Genomic DNA, 22,251 nt, shown 5'->3' with positions numbered 1-22,251 from the left:
ACCTTAAAAACGATACACAGGCTTGCTCTTTTAATTGGAGAATTTGCAATGGCAAAGGAAAAATTCGAGCGTACCAAGCCCCACGTGAACGTGGGTACTATTGGCCACGTTGACCACGGTAAGACCACTCTGACAGCTGCTATCGCTACTGTGCTGTCCAAGCACTTCGGCGGCGAAGCTAAGGACTACTCTCAGATCGACAACGCGCCTGAAGAAAAGGCTCGTGGTATTACCATCAACACTTCGCACGTCGAGTACGAAACTGCTACTCGCCACTACGCTCACGTGGACTGCCCCGGCCACGCTGACTATGTGAAGAACATGATTACTGGTGCCGCTCAGATGGACGGCGCTATCTTGGTTTGCTCCGCTGCTGACGGCCCTATGCCCCAGACTCGCGAGCACATCCTGCTGGCTCGCCAGGTGGGCGTTCCTTACATCATCGTGTTCCTGAACAAGTGCGACATGGTGGACGACGAGGAGCTGCTGGAACTGGTGGAAATGGAAGTGCGCGAACTGCTGGACAAGTACGACTTCCCCGGCGACGACACTCCTATCATCCGCGGCTCTGCCAAGCTGGCCCTGGAAGGCGACCAGTCTCCTATCGGCGAGCCTGCTATCCTGAAGCTGGCTGAAGCTCTGGACTCCTACATCCCCACACCTGAGCGTGCTGTGGACGGCGCATTCGTGATGCCTGTGGAAGACGTGTTCTCGATCTCCGGTCGTGGTACCGTGGTGACCGGTCGTGTTGAGCGCGGCATCATCAAGGTTGGCGAAGAAATCGAAATCGTGGGTATCCGCGAAACTCAAAAGACTACCGTGACCGGCGTGGAAATGTTCCGCAAGCTGCTGGATCAAGGTCAGGCTGGCGACAACGTGGGTCTGCTGCTGCGCGGCACCAAGCGTGAAGACGTGGAACGCGGCCAGGTGCTGTGCAAGCCCGGCTCCATCAAGCCTCACACCAACTTCACTGCTGAAGTGTACGTGCTGAGCAAGGATGAAGGCGGCCGTCACACTCCTTTCTTCAACAACTATCGTCCTCAGTTCTACTTCCGTACAACTGACGTGACTGGCTCCATCGAGCTGCCAGAAGGCAAGGAAATGGTGATGCCTGGCGATAACGTCTCCATCACTGTGAAGCTGATCGCTCCTATCGCTATGGAAGAAGGTCTGCGTTTCGCTATCCGCGAAGGTGGTCGTACTGTTGGCGCCGGCGTGGTTGCTAAGATCATTGCCTAATTCTTAGGAAAGCTAGGAATTAACAATGTCTAAGCAAAAAATCCGTATCCGTCTGAAGGCTTTCGATTACAAGCTGATCGACCAGTCTGCAGCTGAAATCGTTGACACCGCCAAGCGTACTGGCGCGATCGTCAAGGGTCCTGTGCCTCTGCCTACACGCATGAAGCGCTTCGACATCCTGCGTTCGCCTCACGTGAACAAGACTTCGCGTGACCAGTTCGAAATCCGCACTCACCAGCGTCTGATGGACATCGTCGATCCTACCGACAAGACAGTTGACGCTCTGATGAAGCTGGACCTGCCTGCTGGCGTAGACGTCGAAATCAAACTGCAATAAGAACTTAAGAGGTGTTGTTCGCAACACCTTCTAAGGTCTTTCTTTAACGCGAACTTGCTTGAAAAAGCAGTTCGCGTTAAAATTTGGAGCTTCGCCGCAATAAGGCGGAGTTTTATTAACCTTCTTTCGTGCACTTTCCAAGCTAATTGGAGTTGGGTGCAACGCTGGGCCAATTGCAGTTACAGCGGCGAAAGTTTTGGAGCAAACAAATGAGTCTGAGCAACTCCCTGGGGTTGCTGGGTCGCAAGGTGGGCATGATGCGTCTGTTCACTGATGATGGGGATTCCGTGCCCGTCACAGTGGTGGATGTATCCAACAACCGCGTGGCTCAGGTGAAAACCCAAGAGAACGATGGCTATGTGGCTTTGCAAGTCACATTTGGTACACGCAAGGCATCCCGCGTGACCAAGCCAGAAGCTGGCCACCTCGCTAAGGCGGGCGTTGAAGCCGGTGAAGTCACCAAAGAATTTCGCGTGACCGAAGAGATCGCTGCCAAGTACGCAGCAGGCGCTGTCCTGCCCGTGGCAGAACTGTTCAGCGTAGGCCAGAAGGTGGACGTGCAAGGCACGACTATCGGTAAGGGCTTTGCTGGCACGATCAAGCGTCACAACTTTGGCGCACAGCGTAACTCCCACGGTAACAGCCGTTCGCACCGCGTACCTGGCTCTATCGGTATGGCACAGGACCCCGGTCGCGTGTTCCCCGGTAAGCGCATGACAGGTCACATGGGCGTTGACACCGTGACTACCCAAAACCTGGACGTGGTTCGCATTGACGAAGCACGCCAACTGCTGTTGATCAAGGGTGCAATTCCTGGCTCGAAGGGTGGCTTCGTGTCGGTGCGTCCTGCCATCAAGGCTAAAGCTTCCAAGGGAGCGAACTAATGCAGCTCGAACTCCTGAATGAACAAGGACAAGCCGCATCCACTATTGATGCGCCTGAAACCGTTTTCGGTCGTGCTTACAACGAAGACCTGATCCACCAGCTGGTGACCGCATACCGTGCCAATGGCCGTCAAGGTACGCGTGCTCAGAAGGACCGTGAGCAAGTTCGTCACACCACAGCCAAGCCTTTCAAGCAAAAGGGTACTGGCCGTGCACGTGCCGGTATGTCTTCCTCGCCTCTGTGGCGTGGGGGCGGTCGCGTCTTCCCTAACCTGCCTGAAGAAAACTTCACGCAGAAGATCAACAAGAAGATGTACCGCGCCGGTATGGCTTCCATCCTGTCTCAGCTGGCCCGCGAAGGCCGTCTGGCAGTTGTGGATTCCCTGAAGGTTGAGACTCCGAAGACGAAGGTTCTGGCTGACAAGTTCAAGGCCATGAATCTGCAATCGTCGGTGATGGTGATCGCCGAAGAGATCGACGAAAACCTGTACCTGGCTTCTCGCAATCTGAAGAACGTGTTCGTGGTGGAACCCCGCTACGCTGACCCCGTTTCTCTGGTGCAATTCAAGAAAGTGCTCGTCACCAAGGGCGCAATCGACAAACTCAAGGAGATGTTCGCATGAGCACTACCAAGTTTGACGAAGGTCGTCTGATGCAAGTGTTGGTCGCTCCCATCGTGTCCGAAAAGGCCACCATGGTCGCTGAAAAGTCCAACGCTGTGACATTCAAGGTGCTGCAAAACGCTACCAAGCATGAAATCAAGGCTGCAGTGGAACTGCTGTTCAAGGTTGAAGTGCTGGGCGTTTCTGTGGTGAACACCAAGGGCAAGACCAAGCGCTTTGGTAAGACTGTGGGTCGTCGCGACAACGTGCGCAAGGCTTACGTTCGCCTGAAGCCCGGTCAAGAGCTGAACCTGTCTGGGGAGGCTGCTTAATCATGGCTGTTATCAAACTCAAACCCACTTCGCCTGGCCGTCGCGGCGCGGTGAAGGTGACACGTGACCACCTGTACAAGGGCCCTGGTTTCGCTCCTCTGCTGGAAGCGCAATCCGAAAAGGCCGGTCGTAACAACAACGGTCACATCACAACTCGCCACAAGGGCGGTGGTCACAAGCACCACTACCGCGTGGTGGACTTCAAGCGCAACAAGGACGGTATCCCCGCCAAGGTTGAGCGCATCGAGTACGACCCTAACCGTTCCGCTCACATCGCTCTGGTGTGCTATGCAGACGGCGAGCGTCGCTACATCATCGCTCCTCGTAACCTGGAAGTCGGTGCCACCATCGTGAGCGGCTCTGAAGCGCCTATCCGCGTTGGTAACACCCTGCCTATCCGCAACATCCCCGTGGGTTCGACCATCCACTGTATCGAACTGCAACCCGCAGGCGGCGCTCAAATCGCTCGTTCCGCTGGTGCATCCGCTACGCTGCTGGCCCGCGAAGGCGTGTACGCTCAAGTGCGTATGCGTTCTGGCGAAGTGCGCAAGATTCATATCGAATGCCGCGCCACTATCGGTGAAGTTGCCAACGAAGAACACAGCCTGCGCCGTTTCGGTAAGGCCGGTGTGAAGCGTTGGATGGGTATTCGTCCTACCGTCCGCGGTACTGCTATGAACCCAATCGACCACCCACATGGTGGTGGTGAAGGTAAGACTGGCGAAGGCCGTCACGCAGTTGACCCATGGGGCAACCTGACGAAGGGCTACCGCACCCGTAACAACAAGCGCACACAAAACATGATTGTGTCGCGTCGTAAAAAGTAAGGGGTAGCAAATGACTCGTTCTCTCAAAAAGGGTCCGTTTGTTGACCATCACTTGGTAGCCAAGGTCGAAAAGGCCATCGCCACCAAGGACAAGAAGCCAGTCAAGACATGGTCGCGTCGTTCCATGGTTCTGCCCGAGTTCATCGGTCTGACCATTGCTGTGCACAACGGCAAGCAGCACGTGCCTGTCTACATCACCGAGCAAATGGTGGGTCACAAGCTGGGCGAATTCGCTCTGACTCGTACCTTCAAGGGTCACCCCGCCGACAAGAAGGCCAAGAAGTAAGGAATGACCATGTCTGAAACACGTGCAGTCCTCCGTGGCGTCCGCTTGTCGGTTGACAAGGGTCGCCTGGTCGCGGACCTGATCCGCGGCAAGAAGGTGGATCAAGCCCTGAACATCTTGACTTTCACACAGAAGAAAGCTGCTGTGATCGTGAAGAAGGTGCTGGAGTCCGCTATCGCTAATGCTGAGCACAACGACGGTGCTGACATCGACGAACTGAAGGTCAAGACCATCTACGTCGAGCAAGGTACAACGCTCAAGCGTTTCACCGCGCGCGCTAAGGGCCGCGGCAACCGCATCAGCAAGCCTACCTGCCACATCTACGTGACAGTCGGTAACTGAGGCCAAGAGGAAGAATATGGGACAGAAAATCCATCCTACCGGCTTCCGCCTTGCTGTGAGCCGTAACTGGGCTAGCCGTTGGTACGCTAGCAACCGTGACTTCGCCGGCATGCTGGCTGAAGACATCAAGGTTCGCGAGTACCTGAAGGCCAAGCTGAAGAACGCTGCTGTTGCACGCGTGCTGATCGAGCGTCCTGCAAAGAACGCACGTATCACGATCTTCTCCGCACGTCCTGGTGTTGTGATCGGCAAGAAGGGCGAAGACATCGAGAACCTGAAGAAGGAACTCGCTACTCGCCTGGGCGTGCCAGTCGCAGTGAACATCGAAGAAGTGCGCAAGCCCGAACTCGATGCCAAGCTGATCGCTGACTCCATCTGCCAGCAGCTGGAAAAGCGCATCATGTTCCGTCGCGCCATGAAGCGCGCGATGCAGAACGCTATGCGTCTGGGTGCTCAAGGCATCAAGATCATGTCGTCGGGCCGTCTGAACGGTATCGAAATTGCCCGTACCGAGTGGTACCGCGAAGGCCGCGTGCCTCTGCACACTCTGCGTGCTGATATCGACTACGGCTTCTCTGAAGCACAAACTACCTACGGCATCATCGGCGTGAAGGTTTGGGTCTACAAGGGCAACACCCTGGGCCGCAATGACCTGCCCGCCGTTGAAACTCCCCGTGAAGACGAGCGTCGTCCTCGCGGTGGTCGCCGCGACGGTCGTCGTGACGGCGCTGGCCGTGGCGCACGTCGTCCTGCCGGTGGTAACCAGGCTCCTGTGGACGGCAGCGACAAGGCTGCAGCCGCTGGCGCTGATTCCGTTAAGCGCGTTCGCAAGACTGACGCGCCCGCTACAGCAGCGGACGGTAAAGGAGAATAAACATGCTGCAACCTGCACGCCGCAAGTTCCGTAAGGAACACAAAGGCCGCAACACCGGTATCGCCACCCGTGGCAACTCTGTTGCTTTCGGCGATTTCGGTCTGAAGTCTACCGACCGTGGCCGTCTGACAGCTCGTCAGATCGAAGCCGCACGTCGTGCGATTTCTCGTCACGTGAAGCGTGGCGGCCGTATCTGGATTCGTGTGTTCCCCGACAAACCCATCTCCACTAAGCCTGCTGAAGTGCGTATGGGTAACGGTAAGGGTAACCCCGAGTACTACGTTGCCGAAATCCAGCCCGGCAAGATCATCTACGAAATCGTGGGTGTGTCTGAAGAGCTGGCTCGTGAAGCGTTCCGCCTGGCTGCTGCAAAGCTGCCTCTGCGTACGACCTTCGTTGCCCGTCACGTTGGTGAATAAGGAGAGATCACATGACTAAAGCTGCTGAACTCCGCCAAAAAGACGTGGCCGCTCTGGAAGCCGAAGTGAAGTCCCTGCAAAAGGCTCACTTCAGCCTGCGTATGCAAAAGGCCACGCAACAGCTGTCGAACACAGCAACGCTGCGCGCGACTCGCCGTTCGATCGCTCGTGCGAAGACCATTCTTGCTGAAAAGCAAGCCGCCAAGTAAGGAGCCGACATGACGGAAGCTAAAACATCCCTCAAGCGCACCTTGGTTGGCAAGGTGGTGAGCGACAAGCGCGCTAAGACAGTGACCGTGTTGGTGGAGCGTCGCGTGATGCACCCCATCTACGGCAAGATCGTGGTGAAGTCCTCGAAGTACCACGCTCATGACGAAAGCGGTGAATTCAAGATGGGCGATACCATCGAGATCACCGAGAGCCGTCCTCTGTCCAAGACCAAGAACTGGGTGGCTACCCGCTTGGTGCAAAAGGCTGGCCTGCTCTAAGCATTCAACTGCTTTGACTGCATAGTCTTCAAAAGCGACCCACAATGTGGGTCGCTTTTTTGTTTTCTGGCCTGACCTGTGCGTGATGCCGGGAAAACAGGTAAAGCCATTTTTGAACCGTCATTGGAGGACACAACATGATCAAGGTTGGAGATACGCTGCCCGCAGTGAAGCTGATGGAGTACGTAGAGGTAGAGGGCAATGGCTGCAGCATCGGCCCTAACCCCGTCGAGCTGCCTGCTGCACTGGCTGGCAAGACGATTGCCCTGTTTGCCGTGCCCGGTGCCTTTACGCCGACTTGCTCCGAGCGCCACCTGCCTGGCTATATCGAGCAGGCAGATGCGTTCAAGGCTGCTGGTGTGGATGAGATCTGGTGTGTGGCCGTCAATGACGCCTTTGTGATGGGTGCCTGGGGCCGTGACCAGAAGGCCACGGGCAAGGTGCGCATGATTGCCGACGGCGATGCCGCACTGGCCAAGGCGCTGGGCCTGACGCTGGACTTGAATGGCAAGGGCCTGGGTCTGCGCAGCAACCGTTACTCCATGCTGGTCAAGGATGGCAAAGTGGTGACGCTGAACGTGGAAGGCCCTGGCAAGTTTGAAGTCTCGGGTGCTGACACCCTGCTGGCCCAGGCCAAAGCTGCCTGATTGCCGCTGCGCACAATAAAAAACGCTGCCTGGTGCAGCGTTTTTTTAGGTTCATCACGGAATGTCGGGGTAGTTGCCCCTCAAACAGAAACAGCGGTGACATTTCAAGCATGATGGTTGTGCGACCAATCAACATGCAAGAAAGCACCGCTGCATGCACAAAGATACTACATGGCTGGACCTTTGGGAGGGTTTCCGGGTTATTGATGCTGACCTTCAAACACCAGGCCAAGCAGTTTTAACGCTTGAGCCGCTACAGGGCAGTAGCAAGTGCAGTGGTTGTCTCAAGCCCTTGGCTCAGGTGCATGAATACGTGCAGCGCACAGTGCGAGATATGCCACTGGTGGACAGGCAGCTGCGTTTGAAGGTCAAGCTGCACAGGCTGGTCTGCCCCGATTGCGGCAAATGCCTGCAACATGTGCCCTGGCTCGATAAGTACAGTCGTTTAACCAAGCGCTTGGTTGAGCATATCCAGCACTTATGCCAGCACATGAGCATCAAGCACGTTGCCAAGACGTTAGGCCTGCATTGGCAGACCGTGCGTGAGCTTGATGCACGCAGGCTACAGCAACAAATTGACAGCTTGCCACCAGCGCAACCTGAGCGTCTGGTCATGGATGAGTTTGCAATGTTCAAGGGGCATCGCTACGCCAGCGTGATCTTGGATGCCGATACGCGCAGAGTGCTCTACATAGCGCCGGGACGCAGCCGCAAGAGCTTGCGCCCCTTCTTTGAAGCCTTGGGCAAACAGGGCTGCCAGCGTATCCAAGCTGTCGCCATGGACATGAATACGGCGTTCGACGCAGAGGTCAAGCATTGGTGTCCGAAAGCCAAGGTTGTCTATGACTTGTTCCATGTGGTGGCCAAGTCTTTCATGCGAATCAGCATGTTGCCGATTTCGCTCAACGCACCTTCTGCGGTTTGCAACATGGAGATACCGTTTTGAGTATTCTTTTGCGCGACTTTCATGCCCGATGTCTGGGCATTCAGACGGGTTGCAATCTGCAGGCCAGCAGCATCATCCATCGCCGAGTTCACACGGAAACCTGTACCCAGGCGGGTCATAGAAGTAGACAGGGCCTTGTTGGTCGAACCCAGAGAATTTTGTGTGCTCAACGAAGCGGCGTTGGTGTGCAAGCTCAACATGGTGAGAAGCTCCTAGAAACAGTGTTTTTGATAACAAACCGAACGCCACCGTGGCGCTCTTGCTGTTCTTAGGCGACCTGATGAGAACAGGTCTTAAATGCGCGCTGCAAAAAATTACAACTTGTTGCGTGTGAGGTTGCCGCTGTCACTTCACGCACTCAGTCAATCTCTGCCTTGAGATAGTGCGCCCCGGCAATGGGGTTGAAGTAGTAGGGCTCGGTCTCTTCAAAGCCCAGGTCGGTATAGAGGTTGCGCGCGGCCTCCATGTCGTCCAGGGTGTCCAGCAGCACGCAGCTGTAGCCGCCTTGCCGGGCAGCGTCCAGCGTGGCTTCGGCCAGCTGGCGGCCCAGGCCAAAGCCGCGAAAGGCTTTGCGTACATACAGGCGCTTCATTTCTGCGGCGTTGGGAATGTCTGCATCATCCAGGGGCCGCAGCGCGCAGCAGCCTGCGGGCGTGCCGTCTACATAGGCCAGCAGTAGCGTGCCGCGTGGGGGCGCGTAGTCACCGGGTAGCTGGTCGACTTCGGCATCAAAGTTCTGAAAGGACAGGTCCAGGCCCAGGCTGTCGGCGTATTCGCGAAACAGTTGGGCGGTGTGCTGGATGTCTTCGGCGGAGGTGGCGATGTGGATCGCCACACAGGGCTGTTCTACAGTCAAAGCGCGTGTGTTGGGTTGGAAACAGACGAGCTGCCAGTGTAGCCCCATGCGCGCAGCAAGGGCATAGGGTTAAAACGATGTGGCACGTGTCCAGACCCAATAGGCCATGACGGCGCAGGCTGCCGCAAACAGTAGGGCCGGCACCACGGCGCGCCAGCCGTCGTGGCTGGGGGGCAGGTCAACGGGCAGGCCGGTTTTGTCGCCATGCAGCATGGCAGGCACCAGCTTTTCTTTGCCAATCAGGCTGTACCAGGCAATAGCCGCCAGGTGCAGACCGATGACGGTGTACAGCAGCCACTGGCCCCAGGTCTTGTGCCAGGTGGTAGCCCAGGCAATGGTGTCGCCCGAGACATAGCGCACCAGTGAGCCGGCAAAGGCAATTTCATCGTCGCTGATCAGGCCCGTGCCCACCTGCATGCCAATGACCAGCAGCATGGCGATGACGGAGAGGGCACCCAGCGGGTTGTGCCCGGCTTTGTCCGCCGCAGTGCCTTGCCCCTTCAGATAGCGCAGCAGCCGGGCCGGGCCAGGGATGAAGGTGGTAAAGCGCGACCAGTGGCCGCCTGCAAAGCCCCAGAGTACGCGAAACAGCAGCAAGCCCAGCACTGCATGGCCCAGTCGCAGGTGCCACTCCATGGCATTGCCGCCGATTTTGGCGGTGACAACCAGCGCAATGATGCTGGCAACCAGCAGCCAGTGAAACAGACGGGTGGGCAGATCCCAGATGCGAAGGCGGGTGGTGTTGGATGTGCGCATGCGTGAAATATAGGTGGCTGGTGGGAGTGCGTCGCTGTGGTGTATCAAAGCATGGGGATTCCGTTTGGGGAAACCTTGCGCTCGCGGCGATACTTCCCGCTGCACCTGCATATTGTTGTGTGTTTTATAGCAAGAAAGGAAGTGACCCCATGCGATTGAAGTCCCTCTCTGCTGCCGTGCTGGCAGTGTCTGCAGCGGTGGTGAGCATGGCTGCTTCGGCCGATACGCTGAAGTTTGCCAAGGCCGAAGATGCCATCAAGTACCGCCAGAATGTGTTTTTTGTGACCAGCCAGCACTTTGGCACCCTGGGTGCCATGGCCAATGGCCGCGCGCCGTTTGATGCGGAACTGGCCAAGCAGAATGCGCAGGTGCTGGAGACGCTGGCGGCACTGCCCTGGCAGGCTTTTGGCGCTGGCACAGAAGGTGGCAAGGCCAAGGCTGAGATCTGGAAGGAAAAGGCCAAGTTTGACGAAGCGGCCAAGAACTACGAAACCGAAATGGGCAAGCTGGCCGCTGCCGCCAAGACAGGCGATCTGGCCCAGCTGAAGGCCGCATTTGGCCCTGCAGCACAGACTTGCAAGGCTTGCCACGACGCCTTCCGCAACCGTTGATGGGCTGCGCTGAAAAGCGCTTTGCATAAAAAGTAGAGCTGCCAGCGCTTTTATTTGCTGGGTTTCAGCATCAAAAGATGTTGAAACCTTGAAATATCAAGCGCTGGCAGCTCTCTTTTTTGATTCTTGGCGGGTCAGGCCTCTGCCAGGAGCTTTTCAATCAGCTGGTGCAGCTCCGCAAAGTCGGGCTGGCCGATATAGGTTTTCACAATCTCGCCCCGCTTGTTGACGATGTAGGTGGTCGGCGTGAGCTTGACATCGCCCCAGGCCTTGGCCACAGCGCCGGTGTTGTCGATAGCCACCTGAAACGGCAGCTGGCGCGACTGGGCAAAGTTCAGCACATAGCTGGGCGGGTCGTAGCTCATGGCCACGGCCAGGGTGTCGTAGCCCTGGTCCTTGTACTTGTTGTAGGTGGCAACGATCTCGGGCATCTCTGCCACACAGGTGGTGCAGCTGGTGGCCCAGAAATTCACCAGCGTGACCTTGCCGCGCAGGTCTTGCGTGGTCTTGCTGGAGCCGTCCAGCAGTACAAACTGGGTCTGCGGAGCCTGCTGCGCCCCTTCGCCAAAATAGACGTAAGCACCCAGACCCGCAAAAGCTGCAAGCGCTACGCCTGCCACGATGTGTTTGATTGCCATAGCGTTCTATTGTGCCGTGCTGCCCGGAGCGGTGGGGGCAAAGTCGGGCAAAGTGCGGGTCTATGGGGATGCTGTTTGTGCTTAGGTCCGTGAAACGGCTGCCGATAATGCAGACATGACCCAGCTCCAGACCTTGACGCGATACCTGGCCGCCGCCTGCACGATGCTGCTCGTGAGCGCCTGCAGCAATCCCGAGCCAGAACTGGCGTGGCAGCCCCTGTCACTCGATGAGGCGGGGCTGGAGATGCAGTTCCCCTGTGACCCGCAGTTCGCCCGTACGCCGGTGGACTTTGGCATGGACATTGGCAGCGTGCCGGTCAGCATGGCGGGCTGTGATGCGGTGGACTCGACCTTTGCCATCTCGCACTGGCTGCTGGATGACCCCGAGCGCGCGGATGAAGCGCTGGCCTTCTGGCAGGCCGCCACGCTCACGCAGTTCAAGGCGGTGGACGGCGAGGGCAAGAAAAGCGGTGCACCTTTTGTGCCAGCAGGGGCCATGGATTTGCCGCGCTCCATCCTGGCATCGGTTGAGGGCGTAGGCCGTGCGGGCTGGACGGTGACAACGCACGGCGTCTGGTTTGCGCGGCAGGAGGGCGACAAGGCACGCATCTTCCACGCCGTGGTCTACGCGCCCAAGGCCTACCACGGCAATGCCCAGACGTTTTTTGACAGCATCGTGCTGAAATAGGGCACAGTGCCTGCGTCATGTCTGACGCGCAGCATGCGGTGATGCCCGGCAGGGCGCGCGGGCGCTGGCGTCATAATAGAGAGGAATGCTTATGTCTGGCACCGCAAATCACATTCTGCTAATTGCCCACGCACCGCTGGCACAAGCGCTGCGGGACTGCGCCGTCCATGTGTTTGCTGACTGTGTGAGCGATATCAGCGTGCTGGACGTTCCCCCCGATGAAGCCCCGGAAACCACGCTGGCCACGGCCCGTGCGCTGCTGGCGCAAAGCGGAGCCGAACGTACCCTGGTGCTGGCGGATGTGCTGGGCGCCACCCCCAGCAATGTGGCACACCGGCTGGTGGAAGGCACGGCGGCCTGTCTGCTGGTGGGTGTGAACCTGCCCATGCTGCTGCGCGCCATCTGCTACCGCCATGAACCGCTGGCACAGCAGGCGCAGCGCGCGTTGACGGGCGGCCAGCAGGGCATGCTGCAGACCGGCGGTGCTGCACCGAACCAATCAACTTCTCAGAATTAACATGGTCAAGACCGAGATCACTATCAGCAACAAACTGGGCTTGCATGCGCGTGCCTCCGCCAAGCTGACCAAGCTGGCTGCGAGCTTCCCCTGCGATGTATGGATGAGCAAGGGCGATCGCCGCATCAATGCCAAGAGCATCATGGGCGTCATGATGCTGGCTGCTGGCATGGGCTCGGTGGTGGTGCTGGAAACCGATGGGCCTCAGGAGCAGGAAGCGCTGGATGCGCTGGTGGCATTGATCAACGACAAGTTTGGTGAAGACCAGTAACAATCGCTGAGCAGTTTGTTTGGGGCGGTCCGACACCTAGCTTTGTGCAGACTGCGCGCAGTCAAGAAGGACTAGGACATGACATTTGCCATCCACGGGTTGGCGGTTTCGCGCGGTATTGCGATCGGGCGCGCTGTGGTCGTGGCTTCCAGCCGCGTTGAAGTACCACACTACTTTATCGAAGCATCTCAGGTGGAGGCAGAAATCGCCCGTGCGCGCCATGCGCGCAATGCGGTGGTCGATGAGCTGCAGCGCCTGGTGAGCGATCTGCCCGCCGATGCGCCGGGCGAGCTTGCAGCCTTGCTGGAAGTGCACCTCATGCTGTTGCAGGACGAGGTGCTGGCATCTGGCGTGCGGCACTGGATTTCCGAGCGGTTCTACAACGCCGAATGGGCGCTGATGACGCAGCTCGAGCAGATCTCGCGCCAGTTCGATGAGATGGAAGACCCCTATCTGCGCGAACGCAAGGCCGATCTGGAGCAGGTGGCCGACCGCATTCTGCGCTACATGCGCGGCATGGCGCCCAGTGAGCTGGCGCCTAGCGTGCTGGCCGAAAAAGTGGCCCAGCAGCCGGCACTCGATGGCATGACCGAGGCACCGCTGGTGCTGGTGGCGCAGGATTTGTCACCGGCTGACATGCTGCAGTTCCGGCGCAGCGTGTTTGCGGGTTTTGTGACGGCCGTAGGTGGCAAGACCAGCCACACCGCCATCGTGGCACGCAGCATGGACATTCCCGCCGTGGTGGGCGCGCGTGCAGCCAGCCAGCTGATCCGCCAGGACGACTGGGTCATCATTGATGGCAATCTCGGTATCGTGCTGGTAGACCCTTCCCCCGTCATTCTGGAGCAGTACCGCTTTCGCCAGCGCCAGGACCTGCTCGAGCGTGAGCGCCTGGCGCGCCTGCGCCATACACCGGCGGTCACGCTGGATGGGCAGCACATCGAACTGCTGGCCAATATCGAGCAGCCGGATGATGCGGCTGTGGCCCTGCGTGCCGGGGCAGCGGGTATCGGCCTGTTTCGCAGCGAATTCCTCTTCATGGGGCGCGAAGGCAAGCTGCCCGGTGAAGACGAGCAGTTTGAAGCCTATAAGACGGCTGTCGAAGGCATGCAGGGCCTGCCTGTGACCATTCGCACCATTGACGTGGGGGCAGACAAACCCCTGCAAAAAGGCAGCAAGGAAACCTCACTCAACCCCGCGCTGGGCCTGCGTGCCATTCGCTGGAGCTTGGCGGAGCCTGCCATGTTCCGCACCCAGCTGCGTGCCATTTTGCGGGCGGCAGCTTTTGGCAAGGTGCAGCTGCTGTTTCCCATGGTCTCGCACCAGCATGAGGCGCACAGCATCCTGGCGCAGGTCAGGCAGGCCAAGGCAGAGCTGCAGGCGCGTGGTGTTGCCTGCGGTGAAGTGCAGCTGGGCGCCATGATTGAGGTGCCTGCCGCAGCGCTCATGGTGCGCAGCCTGCTCAAGCACTTTGACTTTGTCTCCATTGGCACCAACGATCTGATTCAGTACACGCTGGCCATTGACCGTGCCGATGAAGCCGTGGCCCATCTGTATGACCCGCTGCACCCCGCCGTGCTGGAGCTGGTGGCGCAGGTCATTCGCACCGCCAATGAAATGGGTAAGCAGGTTTGTGTCTGCGGCGAAATGGCGGGCGACACCAGCATGACGCGCCTGCTGCTGGGCCTGGGGCTGCGCAGCTTCTCCATGCACCCCGCGCAGATTCTGAGCGTCAAGCAGGAAGTGCTGCGCGCCGATGCCCAACGCCTGCAGCCCTGGGCGCAGCAGGTGCTGGGAGCGGAAGAGCCCGCGACCATGCTGGAAGCCGTGGCCTGAGGACACTTTGTTACGCAAATTTATTTGCGAATAATTCTCAATCAGTGTTAGTATCCACAGCACTGAGTCCTGAGATGCTGCTCTGGTGGGGTGCTCCAAGGGACTGCAGTGGTTCTGGTTTCATCGTGGGGCGACGAACAGGCCTGTAAAGCCTGCAGTCGTTTTTGCCAGCCAGCGGACTGCCCGGTTAGCCACGCATTTTTTTCGATGAAATATCGCTCTCAAAATAGAAGCTTTCAGCGCTTGTGCTGCAAGCTTTTTAAATATAAATAGCTTGCAATTGCTTGATTTTCAAGCGCTAATAGCTATAAAAAAAAGCAGCTTCAAGCTGCTTTTTTTGTGGGTGCCTGCTGGGTGCTTACACGCCAGCCGCGTGGGCTTGCTGATCGGCGTGGTAGCTGGAGCGCACCATGGCGCCTACGGCTGCGTGCGTAAAGCCCATCTTGTAGGCCTCTTGCTCGAACATCTTGAACGTGTCGGGGTGCACATAGCGGCGCACAGGCAGGTGGCTGTTGGTGGGCGCCAGGTACTGGCCAATGGTCAGCATGTCGATGTTGTGGGCGCGCATGTCGCGCATGACTTCCAGAATTTCTTCGTCCGTCTCGCCCAGGCCCACCATCAGGCCGCTCTTGGTGGGCACATCAGGGTGCAGCGCCTTGAACTTCTTGAGCAGGTTCAGCGAGAACTGGTAGTCCGAGCCGGGGCGAGCTTCCTTGTACAGGCGTGGAATGGTCTCCAGGTTGTGGTTCATCACATCGGGAGGTGCTGCCTTGAGGATTTCCAGCGCACGGTCGTCACGGCCACGGAAGTCGGGCACCAGAATTTCAATCTGCGTCTCGGGCGACAGGGTGCGTGTCTGCTTGATGCACTCCACAAAGTGGCCAGAGCCGCCGTCGCGCAGGTCGTCGCGGTCCACGCTGGTGATCACCACATACTTCAGACGCAGGCGGGCAATGGTCTCGGCCAGCTTGCGGGGCTCGTCCACATCCAGCGGATCGGGGCGGCCGTGGCCCACGTCGCAGAAGGGGCAGCGGCGTGTGCACTTGTCACCCATGATCATGAAGGTGGCTGTGCCCTTGCCAAAGCATTCACCGATGTTGGGGCAGGAAGCCTCTTCGCAGACGGTGTGCAGCTTTTGCTCGCGCAGAATGTCCTTGATCTCGTAAAAACGTGTCGTGGGGCTGCCTGCTTTGACGCGGATCCACTCGGGCTTTTTCAGCACGGGCGCCTGTTCGACCTTGACGGGAATGCGGGAGAGCTTGGCGGCGGCCTTCTGCTTGGCCAGCGGGTTGTAGTTCTCGGCGGACTGCGCTTCGCGCACGACTTCGTTGCTGCTCATGGTAGATAGTCTCAGGGAGCCAGGCGGGCGATCAGCTCGTGGCCGAACACTTGCGCGGCCTCGCTCCAGGTTGTCTGAACGCCGATTGTAGAAAGATCGACGGTGGCCATGCCGGCGTACCCGCATGGATTGATGCGCTGATAGGGCTCTAGGTCCATGTCCACGTTCAGTGCCACGCCATGATAGGTGCAGTGGCGGCTGACCTTGATGCCCAAGGCTGCAATTTTGCCCAGGCCTGCAAAGTCAGGTTCAGGTGCGGCGCTGCCAGGCTCGCGGCGCTGAGGGCGTTGCTCCAGCATGGCATGGCTGCGCGGGTCATCGAGGCGCACATAGATGCCGGGCGCACCCGCTACGCGATGGCCTGTCACGCCGTAATAGGCCAGTGTGCGGATGACGGCTTCTTCCAGCCGGTACACATACTCTTTGACGAAGTAGCCCAGGCGCTGCAGATCCAGCAGCGGGTAGGCCACGACCTGACCGGGCCCATGGTAGGTCACCTGTCCACCACGGTTGGTGGAGACCACGGGAATATTGCCGGGCACGAGCAGATGCTCCGCCTTGCCCGCAAGGCCCTGGGTGAAGGTGGGGTTGTGTTCGACCAGCCACAACGCATCGCTAGTAGCAGCATCGCGGTTGGCGGTGAAGGCCTGCATGGCCGCATTGCATGCGGCGTAGTCCACGCGGCCGATCAGACGTGCGTCCATGGCAGTAGCAGCAGTTCGTAATCAGAGCACCACTTTGACCATGGGGTGGCTGGTCAGCGCGCGGTAAAGGTCATCCAACTGCTCGCGGCTGGTCGCTGTCACGGTGATGGTCACACCCAGATATTTGCCGCTGCTGCTGGGGCGCAGTTCCACGGTAGAGGCGTCAAAGAAAGGGTCAAACTGCTTGGCTACAGTCGTGATCTGGTGTACCAGGTCGTCAGTGTGCAGACCCATCACCTTGATAGGAAACAGGCTGGGGTACTCGATCAGCGAGTCCTTGCGGGGTTCGGGAGATGCGGTGTCGTTCATGGCTGTGATGGGGTTGAAGTCAAAGGACTTTGCTTGGTTTCAGGCGCATTGTGCGCTATCGTTACAGCTTCGGTCCGAAGGCCGGCGCTGCAGGTGGAAGGATCACGCTGAGGAGGTCTGCCCGGCAGAAAAATGCCTTGGACCGTGTTGGTGTCTAGAGACAGACAGCATGGGATTGTCCGTAAAAACCCTTTGCCAAAGCCATAAGGTCTTCGGTTGAAAAGGGGTTTCTACGTATAATCAGAGGCTTTGTAAAAATTCCGGTTTGAGTTTTGGCTCGCTGAACACATGAAACATCAAGCCCCTGAACTGGAATTTGAGGACGAAGAGTCGCAAATCAAGCCCCTGACGCCTGAAGAGGCTGAAGCGTGGCGCAAGCGCCAGCCCAAGATGTCCATGTGGCGCATTTTGGTGCTGCAAGCCCTGATGGGCGCTGCGGTTGCGCTGTTGGCTTGGTGGATTGCGGGTCGTGCAGCCGCTTGGTCAGCCGCCTATGGTGCGTTGGCCATCGTGGTGCCTGCAGCATTGTTCGCCCGGGGAGTGGCGCGCAACAGCGGCAGCACAGCGCAGGCATCGGGCGCGATCGCAAGGCTGTTCGCCTGGGAGTTTGTCAAGCTGGTGCTGTGCATTGCCATGTTGGCGGCCGCTCCTCGCTTGGTGCCAAACCTGCACTGGCTGGCGTTGCTGGCAGGAATGGTGGTAACGATGAAAACGTACTGGCTCGTTCTGATTACAGGTCGAGCCAGTGTCCGAAAAACCGATTGATATTGAGAGAAGAGTTCACCGATGGCAGCCGACGCGCACGCTCCAACCGCAAGTGAATACATTGTTCACCACTTGCAGCACCTGCAAAATATCAAGCAGAACTCCATCATCGATTTCTCGGTGGTGAACATCGACTCGGTCGTGGTCAGTGTGATCTGCGGCGTTCTGGGTCTGTTCTTGCTGTGGTTGGGTGCCCGCAAGGCAACATCCGGTGTGCCCGGCCGCTTCCAGGCTGCCGTAGAAATCTTGGTGGAAATGGTGGACAACCAAGCCAAGGCCAATATTCACAGCAACGAATCGCGCAAGTTCATCGCGCCTCTGGCTTTGACCGTGTTTGTCTGGATCTTCTTGATGAACGCCATGGACTTGCTGCCCGTGGACTTGCTGCCCGTACTGTGGCAAGGCGTCCAGGGTGATCCTCATGCCTATCTGCGTGTTGTGCCTACTGCTGACTTGTCGACCACTTTGGGTCTGTCGGTTGGTGTGCTGCTGCTGTGCTTCTACTACAGCGTCAAGATCAAGGGCGCAGGTGGCTGGGCACACGAACTGGTGACTGCTCCTTTTGGTACTTCTAAGAATCCTGTCTTCGCCCTGATCCTGGGTGTAGTCAATCTGCTGATGCAGATCATTGAATATGTTGCCAAGACGGTTTCGCACGGTATGCGACTGTTCGGCAATATGTACGCTGGTGAGTTGGTGTTCTGCCTGATTGCCCTGATGGGCGGTGCGGCTGCCATGTCGCTCTCTGGTGTGTTGCTCCCCGTGGGGCACATCATTGCGGGCTCTATCTGGGCGATCTTCCACATCTTGATCATCACCCTGCAGGCCTTCATTTTCATGATGCTGACGCTGATTTACCTCGGCCAGGCGCATGAAGCCCACTGACCTTTCCCTTTCACTTCAACTTTCCCTTAATCTCTAGGAGTCATCATGGAAAACATTCTCGGTCTCGTCGCTCTGGCTTGTGGTCTGATCGTTGGTCTGGGCGCTATCGGCGCTTCGATCGGTATCGCGCTGATGGGCGGTAAGTTCCTGGAATCCTCGGCTCGCCAGCCTGAGCTGATCAACGAACTGCAAACCAAGATGTTCATCTTGGCTGGTCTGATCGACGCTGCTTTCCTGATCGGTGTTGCTATCGCTCTGCTGTTCGCTTTCGCCAACCCCTTCGTCCTGGCCTAAGCTCCGATCAACGCCCTAGAAAGAAAGGTGTTGCCGTGAGTATCAACGCGACCCTGTTCGTTCAGTGCATCGTTTTCTTGATCCTGGTGCTGTTCACGATGAAGTTCGTGTGGCCCCCGATCGCGAAGGCGTTGGACGAGCGAGCCCAGAAAATCGCCGATGGCCTCGCTGCTGCTGACAAGGCTAAGTCTGAGCTCAGCGCTGCTAACAAGCGCGTAGAGCAAGAACTGGCCCAGACACGCAACGAGACAGCATCGCGGCTTGCGGACGCCGATCGCCGCGCCCAGGCCATCATTGAAGAAGCCAAGGCGCGCGCGACAGAAGAAGGCAACAAGATTGTTGCCGCTGCCCGTGCCGAAGCCGAACAGCAAGCTGTCGCAGCCCGCGAGGCATTGCGTGAGCAAGTCGCCGCATTGGCTGTGAAGGGCGCTGAGCAAATCCTCCGCCGTGAGGTGAATGCCGGCGTTCATGCTGATCTGTTGAACCGCCTGAAGACAGAGCTGTAAGGAAAGCAAATATGGCAGAACTCGCCACCATTGCCCGCCCTTACGCCGAAGCCTTGTTCAAAGCCTGCGCCGACACCGGCGCTGACTTGAGCAGCACTGTCGCTTGGGTGGAGGAATTGGCGGCGATTGCCGCCGATCCACAATTGCGCCAACTGGCTGACAGCCCCAAGGTGACGAACGAGCAGGTGCTCGAAGTCATCACCGGCGTGGCCCGTTCGGCTTTGCCGGATGCTGCACGCAACTTCCTGCGCGTCATCATTGAGAACGGCCGTCTGGATGCGCTGCCCGAAGTGGCACTGCAGTTCCGTGGTCTTGTGAACCGCCGCAACGGCTCGTCGGATGCCATCGTCTACAGCGCTTTCCCTGTGGATGATGCTGCGCTGGCAGGCATCGGCGAAGCGCTGGAGAAGCGCTTTGGACGCAAGCTGAACCTGTCTGTAGAGATCGACGAATCTTTGATTGGCGGCGTTCGCGTTGTGGTGGGCGACGAGGTGCTGGATACCTCCGTCAAGGCCCGTCTGGAACAAATGAAAGCGGCCCTCACTGCGTAAGTACGCGGATTGAGGTCTCGGCTAACTAAAGAAAGAAGGAAAGAGTCATGCAACTCAATCCCGCAGAAATTTCTGAACTGATTAAGAGCCGCATCGAAGGTCTGGAAGCCAGCAGCGATATCCGTAATCAAGGCACCGTGGTGTCGGTGACCGACGGTATCGTGCGCGTCCATGGCTTGTCCGACGTGATGCAAGGCGAAATGTTGGAATTCCCCGCTACAGCAGATGGCCAGCCTTCCTACGGCCTGGCTCTGAACCTGGAGCGTGATTCCGTGGGTGCCGTGGTGCTGGGTGAGTACACCCACATCGCGGAAGGTGACACTGTGAAGTGCACCGGCCGTATCCTGGAAGTGCCTGTTGGTCCCGAGCTGGTTGGCCGTGTGGTGAACGCGCTGGGTCAGCCAATCGACGGCAAGGGTCCCATCAACGCCAAGATGACCGACGTGATCGAAAAGGTTGCACCTGGTGTGATCGCACGTCAGTCCGTGGACCAGCCTCTGCAGACTGGTATCAAGGCTATTGACTCCATGGTTCCCGTGGGCCGTGGTCAGCGTGAGCTGATCATTGGTGACCGTCAGACTGGTAAGACTGCTGTGGCTATCGACGCCATCATCAACCAGAAGGGCCAAGGCGTTACCTGTATCTACGTGGCTATTGGTCAGAAGGCTTCTTCGATCAAGAACGTGGTGCGCTCTCTGGAGCAAGCTGGCGCGATGGATTACACCATCGTGGTGGCAGCTACGGCTTCCGAATCCGCTGCTATGCAGTACGTGTCTGCCTACGCAGGCTGCACCATGGGCGAATACTTCCGCGACCGCGGTCAAGACGCCCTGATCGTGTATGACGACCTGTCCAAGCAGGCTGTGGCTTACCGTCAAGTGTCGCTGCTGCTGCGTCGTCCTCCAGGACGTGAAGCTTTCCCTGGCGACGTGTTCTATCTCCACTCGCGTCTGCTGGAGCGTGCTGCTCGCGTGAACGCTGACTACGTTGAGAAGTTCACCAATGGCGAAGTCAAGGGCAAGACCGGTTCTCTGACTGCTCTGCCTATCATCGAAACACAGGCTGGCGACGTGTCCGCTTTCGTTCCTACGAACGTGATTTCGATTACTGACGGCCAGATCTTCCTGGAAACCAACCTGTTCAACTCTGGTATCCGTCCCGCTATTAACGCTGGTATCTCCGTGTCCCGCGTGGGTGGTGCTGCTCAGACCAAGCTGGTGAAGGGCCTGTCCGGTGGTATCCGTACCGACCTGGCGCAGTACCGTGAACTGGCCGCTTTCGCGCAGTTTGCTTCCGACCTGGACGAAGCAACCCGCAAGCAGCTGGACCGTGGTGCACGCGTGACCGAACTGCTCAAGCAAGCCCAGTATTCGCCTCTGAACACTGCCTTGATGGGTGCTTCGCTGTTCGCCGTGAACAAGGGTTTCATGGACGACATCGATGTGAAGAAGGTTCTGGAATTCGAAGCTGGTCTGCACCAGTTCCTGAAGACCAGCCATGGCGCATTGCTGGACCGTCTGAACCAAAACCGTGCTTTCGACAAGGAAGGCAAGGACGAAGCTGAATTGACCGCTGCCATCGCTGCGTTCAAGAAGTCGTTCGCTTAATTCGGACGAGGAGCCATCATGGCAGCAGGCAAGGAAATACGCGGCAAGATCAAATCGGTGGAAAACACCAAGAAGATCACTAAAGCCATGGAAATGGTGGCAGCCTCCAAGATGCGCAAGGCGCAGGAGCGGATGCTGGCCGCCCGTCCATACAGCGAGAAAGTCCGCAATATTGCAGCCCATCTTGGCGAAGCCAACCCCGAGTACGTGCATCCATTCATGAAAGTGAATGCAGATGCAAAGAAGGCCGGCGTCATCGTTGTGACGACGGACAAGGGGTTGTGCGGCGGCATGAACACCAACGTGTTGCGTGCCGTCACCAACAAGTTGCGCGAACTGCAAGATGCAGGCGTTTCTGCTGAGACCGTCGCCATTGGCAACAAGGGACTGGCGTTCCTGAACCGTATTGGTGCCAAGGTGGTCTCTCAAGCTACAGCACTGGGCGATACGCCCGTGCTTGACAAGCTCATCGGGCCTGTCAAGGTGCTGCTGGATCAATACGCTGAAGGCAAGCTGAGCGCGGTGTACCTGTGCTACACCAAGTTCATCAACACCATGAAGCAAGAGTCGGTGGTGGAGCAGCTGCTTCCATTGTCGAACGAGCAAATGCAAGCCGAGAAGACGGGTGCATCGTGGGAATACATCTACGAACCTGACGCACAGAGCGTGATCGACGATCTGCTGGTGCGTTACGTGGAATCCCTCGTTTACCAGGCTGTTGCGGAAAACATGGCGTCCGAGCAATCGGCGCGCATGGTGGCCATGAAGGCCGCAACCGACAACGCGGGCAACGTCATCAGCGAGTTGAAGCTGGTCTACAACAAGACGCGTCAGGCAGCCATTACGACCGAGTTGTCGGAAATCGTGGCCGGCGCCGCTGCTGTGTAAACGGCTT

32 protein-coding genes and 1 pseudogene are annotated in these 22,251 nt (G+C 58.1%); 26 read left to right on the top strand and 7 right to left on the bottom strand.

The window, feature by feature from the left end; genetic code table 11:
* The first annotated feature begins 48 nt into the window (after positions 1–48).
* The 14 genes from tuf (at position 49) to B5M06_RS04845 (ending at position 8,223) form a co-directional block, all read left to right on the top strand.
* Positions 49–1,239 (top strand): elongation factor Tu, encoded by a 1,191-nt coding sequence (tuf, locus tag B5M06_RS04910; protein ID WP_054065871.1) that lies wholly within the window; start codon positions 49–51, stop codon positions 1,237–1,239.
* Positions 1,240–1,264: 25 nt separating this feature from the next.
* Positions 1,265–1,576, top strand: a complete 312-nt coding sequence (rpsJ, locus tag B5M06_RS04905; protein ID WP_003059431.1) for a 30S ribosomal protein S10 — start codon at positions 1,265–1,267, stop codon at positions 1,574–1,576.
* A gap of 209 nt (positions 1,577–1,785) precedes the next feature.
* The gene (gene rplC, locus B5M06_RS04900) at positions 1,786–2,460 is read left to right on the top strand and encodes a 50S ribosomal protein L3 (protein WP_054066583.1); all 675 of its coding nucleotides are present in this window, start codon (positions 1,786–1,788) and stop codon (positions 2,458–2,460) included.
* Positions 2,460–3,083: a 50S ribosomal protein L4 gene (rplD, locus tag B5M06_RS04895; RefSeq protein WP_054066584.1), complete on the top strand. Its 624-nt coding sequence runs from the start codon at positions 2,460–2,462 to the stop codon at positions 3,081–3,083. Before rplC ends, rplD begins: the two co-directional genes overlap by 1 nt.
* Positions 3,080–3,394, top strand: coding sequence for a 50S ribosomal protein L23 (rplW, locus tag B5M06_RS04890; RefSeq protein WP_054066585.1), 315 nt, complete (start codon positions 3,080–3,082; stop codon positions 3,392–3,394). Before rplD ends, rplW begins: the two co-directional genes overlap by 4 nt.
* Before the next feature lie 2 nt (positions 3,395–3,396).
* Positions 3,397–4,221, top strand: coding sequence for a 50S ribosomal protein L2 (gene rplB, locus B5M06_RS04885; protein WP_054066586.1), 825 nt, complete (start codon positions 3,397–3,399; stop codon positions 4,219–4,221).
* 10 nt (positions 4,222–4,231) lie between these two features.
* Positions 4,232–4,507: a 30S ribosomal protein S19 gene (gene rpsS, locus B5M06_RS04880; RefSeq protein WP_054066587.1), complete on the top strand. Its 276-nt coding sequence runs from the start codon at positions 4,232–4,234 to the stop codon at positions 4,505–4,507.
* A 9-nt stretch (positions 4,508–4,516) separates the two neighbouring features.
* Entirely contained in the window at positions 4,517–4,849 is a 333-nt protein-coding gene (gene rplV / locus B5M06_RS04875) for a 50S ribosomal protein L22 (RefSeq protein WP_042418925.1), read from the top strand.
* 16 nt (positions 4,850–4,865) lie between these two features.
* Positions 4,866–5,723, top strand: a complete 858-nt coding sequence (gene rpsC / locus B5M06_RS04870) for a 30S ribosomal protein S3 (RefSeq protein WP_054066588.1) — start codon at positions 4,866–4,868, stop codon at positions 5,721–5,723.
* Between the two features lie 2 nt (positions 5,724–5,725).
* Positions 5,726–6,142 (top strand): 50S ribosomal protein L16, encoded by a 417-nt coding sequence (gene rplP / locus B5M06_RS04865; protein ID WP_054066589.1) that lies wholly within the window; start codon positions 5,726–5,728, stop codon positions 6,140–6,142.
* Between the two features lie 11 nt (positions 6,143–6,153).
* On the top strand, positions 6,154–6,351 hold the full coding sequence (rpmC, locus tag B5M06_RS04860) for a 50S ribosomal protein L29 (RefSeq protein ID WP_054066590.1): 198 nt from the start codon (positions 6,154–6,156) through the stop codon (positions 6,349–6,351).
* A 9-nt stretch (positions 6,352–6,360) separates the two neighbouring features.
* Positions 6,361–6,630 carry a 30S ribosomal protein S17 gene (gene rpsQ / locus B5M06_RS04855; protein WP_054066591.1) on the top strand — a complete coding sequence of 90 codons (270 nt, stop codon included), beginning with the start codon at positions 6,361–6,363 and terminating at the stop codon, positions 6,628–6,630.
* Positions 6,631–6,767: 137 nt separating this feature from the next.
* Positions 6,768–7,277 (top strand): peroxiredoxin, encoded by a 510-nt coding sequence (locus B5M06_RS04850; protein ID WP_054066592.1) that lies wholly within the window; start codon positions 6,768–6,770, stop codon positions 7,275–7,277.
* Between the two features lie 154 nt (positions 7,278–7,431).
* Entirely contained in the window at positions 7,432–8,223 is a 792-nt protein-coding gene (locus B5M06_RS04845; protein WP_077393424.1) for an ISL3 family transposase, read from the top strand.
* Here the strand turns inward: B5M06_RS04845 and B5M06_RS04840 are convergent.
* The 3 genes and pseudogenes from B5M06_RS04840 to B5M06_RS04830 all read right to left on the bottom strand — a co-directional run.
* A pseudogene (locus tag B5M06_RS04840) lies at positions 8,136–8,423 on the bottom strand (flagellin N-terminal helical domain-containing protein); the annotation flags it as partial. The gene B5M06_RS04845 and the pseudogene B5M06_RS04840 sit on opposite strands and share 88 nt — an antisense overlap.
* Positions 8,424–8,581: 158 nt before the next feature.
* Positions 8,582–9,127, bottom strand: coding sequence for a GNAT family N-acetyltransferase (locus B5M06_RS04835; protein ID WP_054065845.1), 546 nt, complete (start codon positions 9,125–9,127; stop codon positions 8,582–8,584).
* A gap of 21 nt (positions 9,128–9,148) precedes the next feature.
* Complete coding sequence (locus B5M06_RS04830; RefSeq protein WP_054065846.1) at positions 9,149–9,835, bottom strand: cytochrome b/b6 domain-containing protein; 687 nt, start codon at positions 9,833–9,835, stop codon at positions 9,149–9,151.
* Positions 9,836–9,990: 155 nt separating this feature from the next.
* Between B5M06_RS04830 and B5M06_RS04825 the strand changes: the two genes are divergently transcribed.
* Positions 9,991–10,446 carry a c-type cytochrome gene (locus B5M06_RS04825; RefSeq protein ID WP_114070897.1) on the top strand — a complete coding sequence of 152 codons (456 nt, stop codon included), beginning with the start codon at positions 9,991–9,993 and terminating at the stop codon, positions 10,444–10,446.
* A 134-nt stretch (positions 10,447–10,580) separates the two neighbouring features.
* Here B5M06_RS04825 and B5M06_RS04820 read toward each other — a convergent pair whose 3' ends face one another.
* Complete coding sequence (locus B5M06_RS04820) at positions 10,581–11,084, bottom strand: TlpA disulfide reductase family protein (RefSeq protein ID WP_054065848.1); 504 nt, start codon at positions 11,082–11,084, stop codon at positions 10,581–10,583.
* Between the two features lie 115 nt (positions 11,085–11,199).
* Between B5M06_RS04820 and B5M06_RS04815 the strand changes: the two genes are divergently transcribed.
* From B5M06_RS04815 to ptsP, 4 genes are all read left to right on the top strand, one after another.
* On the top strand, positions 11,200–11,772 hold the full coding sequence (locus B5M06_RS04815) for a hypothetical protein (protein WP_054065849.1): 573 nt from the start codon (positions 11,200–11,202) through the stop codon (positions 11,770–11,772).
* 91 nt (positions 11,773–11,863) lie between these two features.
* On the top strand, positions 11,864–12,289 hold the full coding sequence (locus B5M06_RS04810; RefSeq protein WP_054065850.1) for a PTS sugar transporter subunit IIA: 426 nt from the start codon (positions 11,864–11,866) through the stop codon (positions 12,287–12,289).
* A 1-nt stretch (position 12,290) separates the two neighbouring features.
* Entirely contained in the window at positions 12,291–12,560 is a 270-nt protein-coding gene (locus B5M06_RS04805) for an HPr family phosphocarrier protein (RefSeq protein ID WP_054065851.1), read from the top strand.
* Positions 12,561–12,638: 78 nt separating this feature from the next.
* On the top strand, positions 12,639–14,396 hold the full coding sequence (gene ptsP, locus B5M06_RS04800) for a phosphoenolpyruvate--protein phosphotransferase (protein WP_054065852.1): 1,758 nt from the start codon (positions 12,639–12,641) through the stop codon (positions 14,394–14,396).
* Between the two features lie 358 nt (positions 14,397–14,754).
* On the opposite strand, the gene lipA is transcribed toward ptsP, so the two are convergent.
* The 3 genes from lipA to B5M06_RS04785 are packed head-to-tail and all read right to left on the bottom strand — an operon-like array spanning position 14,755 to position 16,748.
* Complete coding sequence (gene lipA / locus B5M06_RS04795; protein ID WP_054065853.1) at positions 14,755–15,735, bottom strand: lipoyl synthase; 981 nt, start codon at positions 15,733–15,735, stop codon at positions 14,755–14,757.
* Positions 15,736–15,746: 11 nt separating this feature from the next.
* Entirely contained in the window at positions 15,747–16,439 is a 693-nt protein-coding gene (gene lipB / locus B5M06_RS04790) for a lipoyl(octanoyl) transferase LipB (protein WP_054065854.1), read from the bottom strand.
* Between the two features lie 21 nt (positions 16,440–16,460).
* The gene (locus B5M06_RS04785; RefSeq protein WP_054065855.1) at positions 16,461–16,748 is read right to left on the bottom strand and encodes a YbeD family protein; all 288 of its coding nucleotides are present in this window, start codon (positions 16,746–16,748) and stop codon (positions 16,461–16,463) included.
* Between the two features lie 288 nt (positions 16,749–17,036).
* Between B5M06_RS04785 and B5M06_RS04780 the strand changes: the two genes are divergently transcribed.
* Genes B5M06_RS04780 through atpG form a run of 7 tightly spaced genes read left to right on the top strand, consistent with a single transcriptional unit; the run spans position 17,037 to position 22,244 of the window.
* Positions 17,037–17,513 carry an ATP synthase subunit I gene (locus B5M06_RS04780; protein WP_054065856.1) on the top strand — a complete coding sequence of 159 codons (477 nt, stop codon included), beginning with the start codon at positions 17,037–17,039 and terminating at the stop codon, positions 17,511–17,513.
* A 21-nt stretch (positions 17,514–17,534) separates the two neighbouring features.
* On the top strand, positions 17,535–18,398 hold the full coding sequence (gene atpB, locus B5M06_RS04775) for a F0F1 ATP synthase subunit A (RefSeq protein ID WP_054065857.1): 864 nt from the start codon (positions 17,535–17,537) through the stop codon (positions 18,396–18,398).
* A 45-nt stretch (positions 18,399–18,443) separates the two neighbouring features.
* Positions 18,444–18,692, top strand: a complete 249-nt coding sequence (gene atpE, locus B5M06_RS04770; RefSeq protein ID WP_011803767.1) for a F0F1 ATP synthase subunit C — start codon at positions 18,444–18,446, stop codon at positions 18,690–18,692.
* 35 nt (positions 18,693–18,727) lie between these two features.
* Positions 18,728–19,198, top strand: a complete 471-nt coding sequence (locus B5M06_RS04765; RefSeq protein WP_054065858.1) for a F0F1 ATP synthase subunit B — start codon at positions 18,728–18,730, stop codon at positions 19,196–19,198.
* Positions 19,199–19,209: 11 nt separating this feature from the next.
* Positions 19,210–19,749 carry a F0F1 ATP synthase subunit delta gene (locus B5M06_RS04760; protein ID WP_054065859.1) on the top strand — a complete coding sequence of 180 codons (540 nt, stop codon included), beginning with the start codon at positions 19,210–19,212 and terminating at the stop codon, positions 19,747–19,749.
* A gap of 47 nt (positions 19,750–19,796) precedes the next feature.
* Positions 19,797–21,356 carry a F0F1 ATP synthase subunit alpha gene (gene atpA, locus B5M06_RS04755; RefSeq protein WP_054065860.1) on the top strand — a complete coding sequence of 520 codons (1,560 nt, stop codon included), beginning with the start codon at positions 19,797–19,799 and terminating at the stop codon, positions 21,354–21,356.
* Positions 21,357–21,374: 18 nt separating this feature from the next.
* Positions 21,375–22,244, top strand: a complete 870-nt coding sequence (gene atpG, locus B5M06_RS04750; protein ID WP_054065861.1) for a F0F1 ATP synthase subunit gamma — start codon at positions 21,375–21,377, stop codon at positions 22,242–22,244.
* Positions 22,245–22,251: the final 7 nt, after the last annotated feature.

This window comes from Comamonas kerstersii, from assembly GCF_002056725.1.
GTDB lineage: Bacteria > Pseudomonadota > Gammaproteobacteria > Burkholderiales > Burkholderiaceae_C > Comamonas > Comamonas kerstersii.
This window is presented reverse-complemented; position numbering and strand designations above follow the sequence as displayed.

Excerpts from the sequence above, each read along its gene's own strand:
- tuf (WP_054065871.1), top strand. The coding sequence starts at position 49 with ATGGCAAAGGAAAAATTCGAGCGTACCAAGCCCCACGTGAACGTGGGT.
- rpsJ (WP_003059431.1), top strand. The coding sequence starts at position 1,265 with ATGTCTAAGCAAAAAATCCGTATCCGTCTGAAGGCTTTCGATTACAAG.
- rplC (WP_054066583.1), top strand. The coding sequence starts at position 1,786 with ATGAGTCTGAGCAACTCCCTGGGGTTGCTGGGTCGCAAGGTGGGCATG.
- rplD (WP_054066584.1), top strand. The coding sequence starts at position 2,460 with ATGCAGCTCGAACTCCTGAATGAACAAGGACAAGCCGCATCCACTATT.
- rplW (WP_054066585.1), top strand. The coding sequence starts at position 3,080 with ATGAGCACTACCAAGTTTGACGAAGGTCGTCTGATGCAAGTGTTGGTC.
- rplB (WP_054066586.1), top strand. The coding sequence starts at position 3,397 with ATGGCTGTTATCAAACTCAAACCCACTTCGCCTGGCCGTCGCGGCGCG.
- rpsS (WP_054066587.1), top strand. The coding sequence starts at position 4,232 with ATGACTCGTTCTCTCAAAAAGGGTCCGTTTGTTGACCATCACTTGGTA.
- rplV (WP_042418925.1), top strand. The coding sequence starts at position 4,517 with ATGTCTGAAACACGTGCAGTCCTCCGTGGCGTCCGCTTGTCGGTTGAC.
- rpsC (WP_054066588.1), top strand. The coding sequence starts at position 4,866 with ATGGGACAGAAAATCCATCCTACCGGCTTCCGCCTTGCTGTGAGCCGT.
- rplP (WP_054066589.1), top strand. The coding sequence starts at position 5,726 with ATGCTGCAACCTGCACGCCGCAAGTTCCGTAAGGAACACAAAGGCCGC.
- rpmC (WP_054066590.1), top strand. The coding sequence starts at position 6,154 with ATGACTAAAGCTGCTGAACTCCGCCAAAAAGACGTGGCCGCTCTGGAA.
- rpsQ (WP_054066591.1), top strand. The coding sequence starts at position 6,361 with ATGACGGAAGCTAAAACATCCCTCAAGCGCACCTTGGTTGGCAAGGTG.
- B5M06_RS04850 (WP_054066592.1), top strand. The coding sequence starts at position 6,768 with ATGATCAAGGTTGGAGATACGCTGCCCGCAGTGAAGCTGATGGAGTAC.
- B5M06_RS04845 (WP_077393424.1), top strand. The coding sequence starts at position 7,432 with ATGCACAAAGATACTACATGGCTGGACCTTTGGGAGGGTTTCCGGGTT.
- B5M06_RS04835 (WP_054065845.1), bottom strand. The coding sequence starts at position 9,127 with ATGGGGCTACACTGGCAGCTCGTCTGTTTCCAACCCAACACACGCGCT.
- B5M06_RS04830 (WP_054065846.1), bottom strand. The coding sequence starts at position 9,835 with ATGCGCACATCCAACACCACCCGCCTTCGCATCTGGGATCTGCCCACC.
- B5M06_RS04820 (WP_054065848.1), bottom strand. The coding sequence starts at position 11,084 with ATGGCAATCAAACACATCGTGGCAGGCGTAGCGCTTGCAGCTTTTGCG.
- B5M06_RS04815 (WP_054065849.1), top strand. The coding sequence starts at position 11,200 with ATGACCCAGCTCCAGACCTTGACGCGATACCTGGCCGCCGCCTGCACG.
- B5M06_RS04810 (WP_054065850.1), top strand. The coding sequence starts at position 11,864 with ATGTCTGGCACCGCAAATCACATTCTGCTAATTGCCCACGCACCGCTG.
- B5M06_RS04805 (WP_054065851.1), top strand. The coding sequence starts at position 12,291 with ATGGTCAAGACCGAGATCACTATCAGCAACAAACTGGGCTTGCATGCG.
- ptsP (WP_054065852.1), top strand. The coding sequence starts at position 12,639 with ATGACATTTGCCATCCACGGGTTGGCGGTTTCGCGCGGTATTGCGATC.
- lipA (WP_054065853.1), bottom strand. The coding sequence starts at position 15,735 with ATGAGCAGCAACGAAGTCGTGCGCGAAGCGCAGTCCGCCGAGAACTAC.
- lipB (WP_054065854.1), bottom strand. The coding sequence starts at position 16,439 with ATGGACGCACGTCTGATCGGCCGCGTGGACTACGCCGCATGCAATGCG.
- B5M06_RS04785 (WP_054065855.1), bottom strand. The coding sequence starts at position 16,748 with ATGAACGACACCGCATCTCCCGAACCCCGCAAGGACTCGCTGATCGAG.
- B5M06_RS04780 (WP_054065856.1), top strand. The coding sequence starts at position 17,037 with ATGAAACATCAAGCCCCTGAACTGGAATTTGAGGACGAAGAGTCGCAA.
- atpB (WP_054065857.1), top strand. The coding sequence starts at position 17,535 with ATGGCAGCCGACGCGCACGCTCCAACCGCAAGTGAATACATTGTTCAC.
- atpE (WP_011803767.1), top strand. The coding sequence starts at position 18,444 with ATGGAAAACATTCTCGGTCTCGTCGCTCTGGCTTGTGGTCTGATCGTT.
- B5M06_RS04760 (WP_054065859.1), top strand. The coding sequence starts at position 19,210 with ATGGCAGAACTCGCCACCATTGCCCGCCCTTACGCCGAAGCCTTGTTC.
- atpA (WP_054065860.1), top strand. The coding sequence starts at position 19,797 with ATGCAACTCAATCCCGCAGAAATTTCTGAACTGATTAAGAGCCGCATC.
- atpG (WP_054065861.1), top strand. The coding sequence starts at position 21,375 with ATGGCAGCAGGCAAGGAAATACGCGGCAAGATCAAATCGGTGGAAAAC.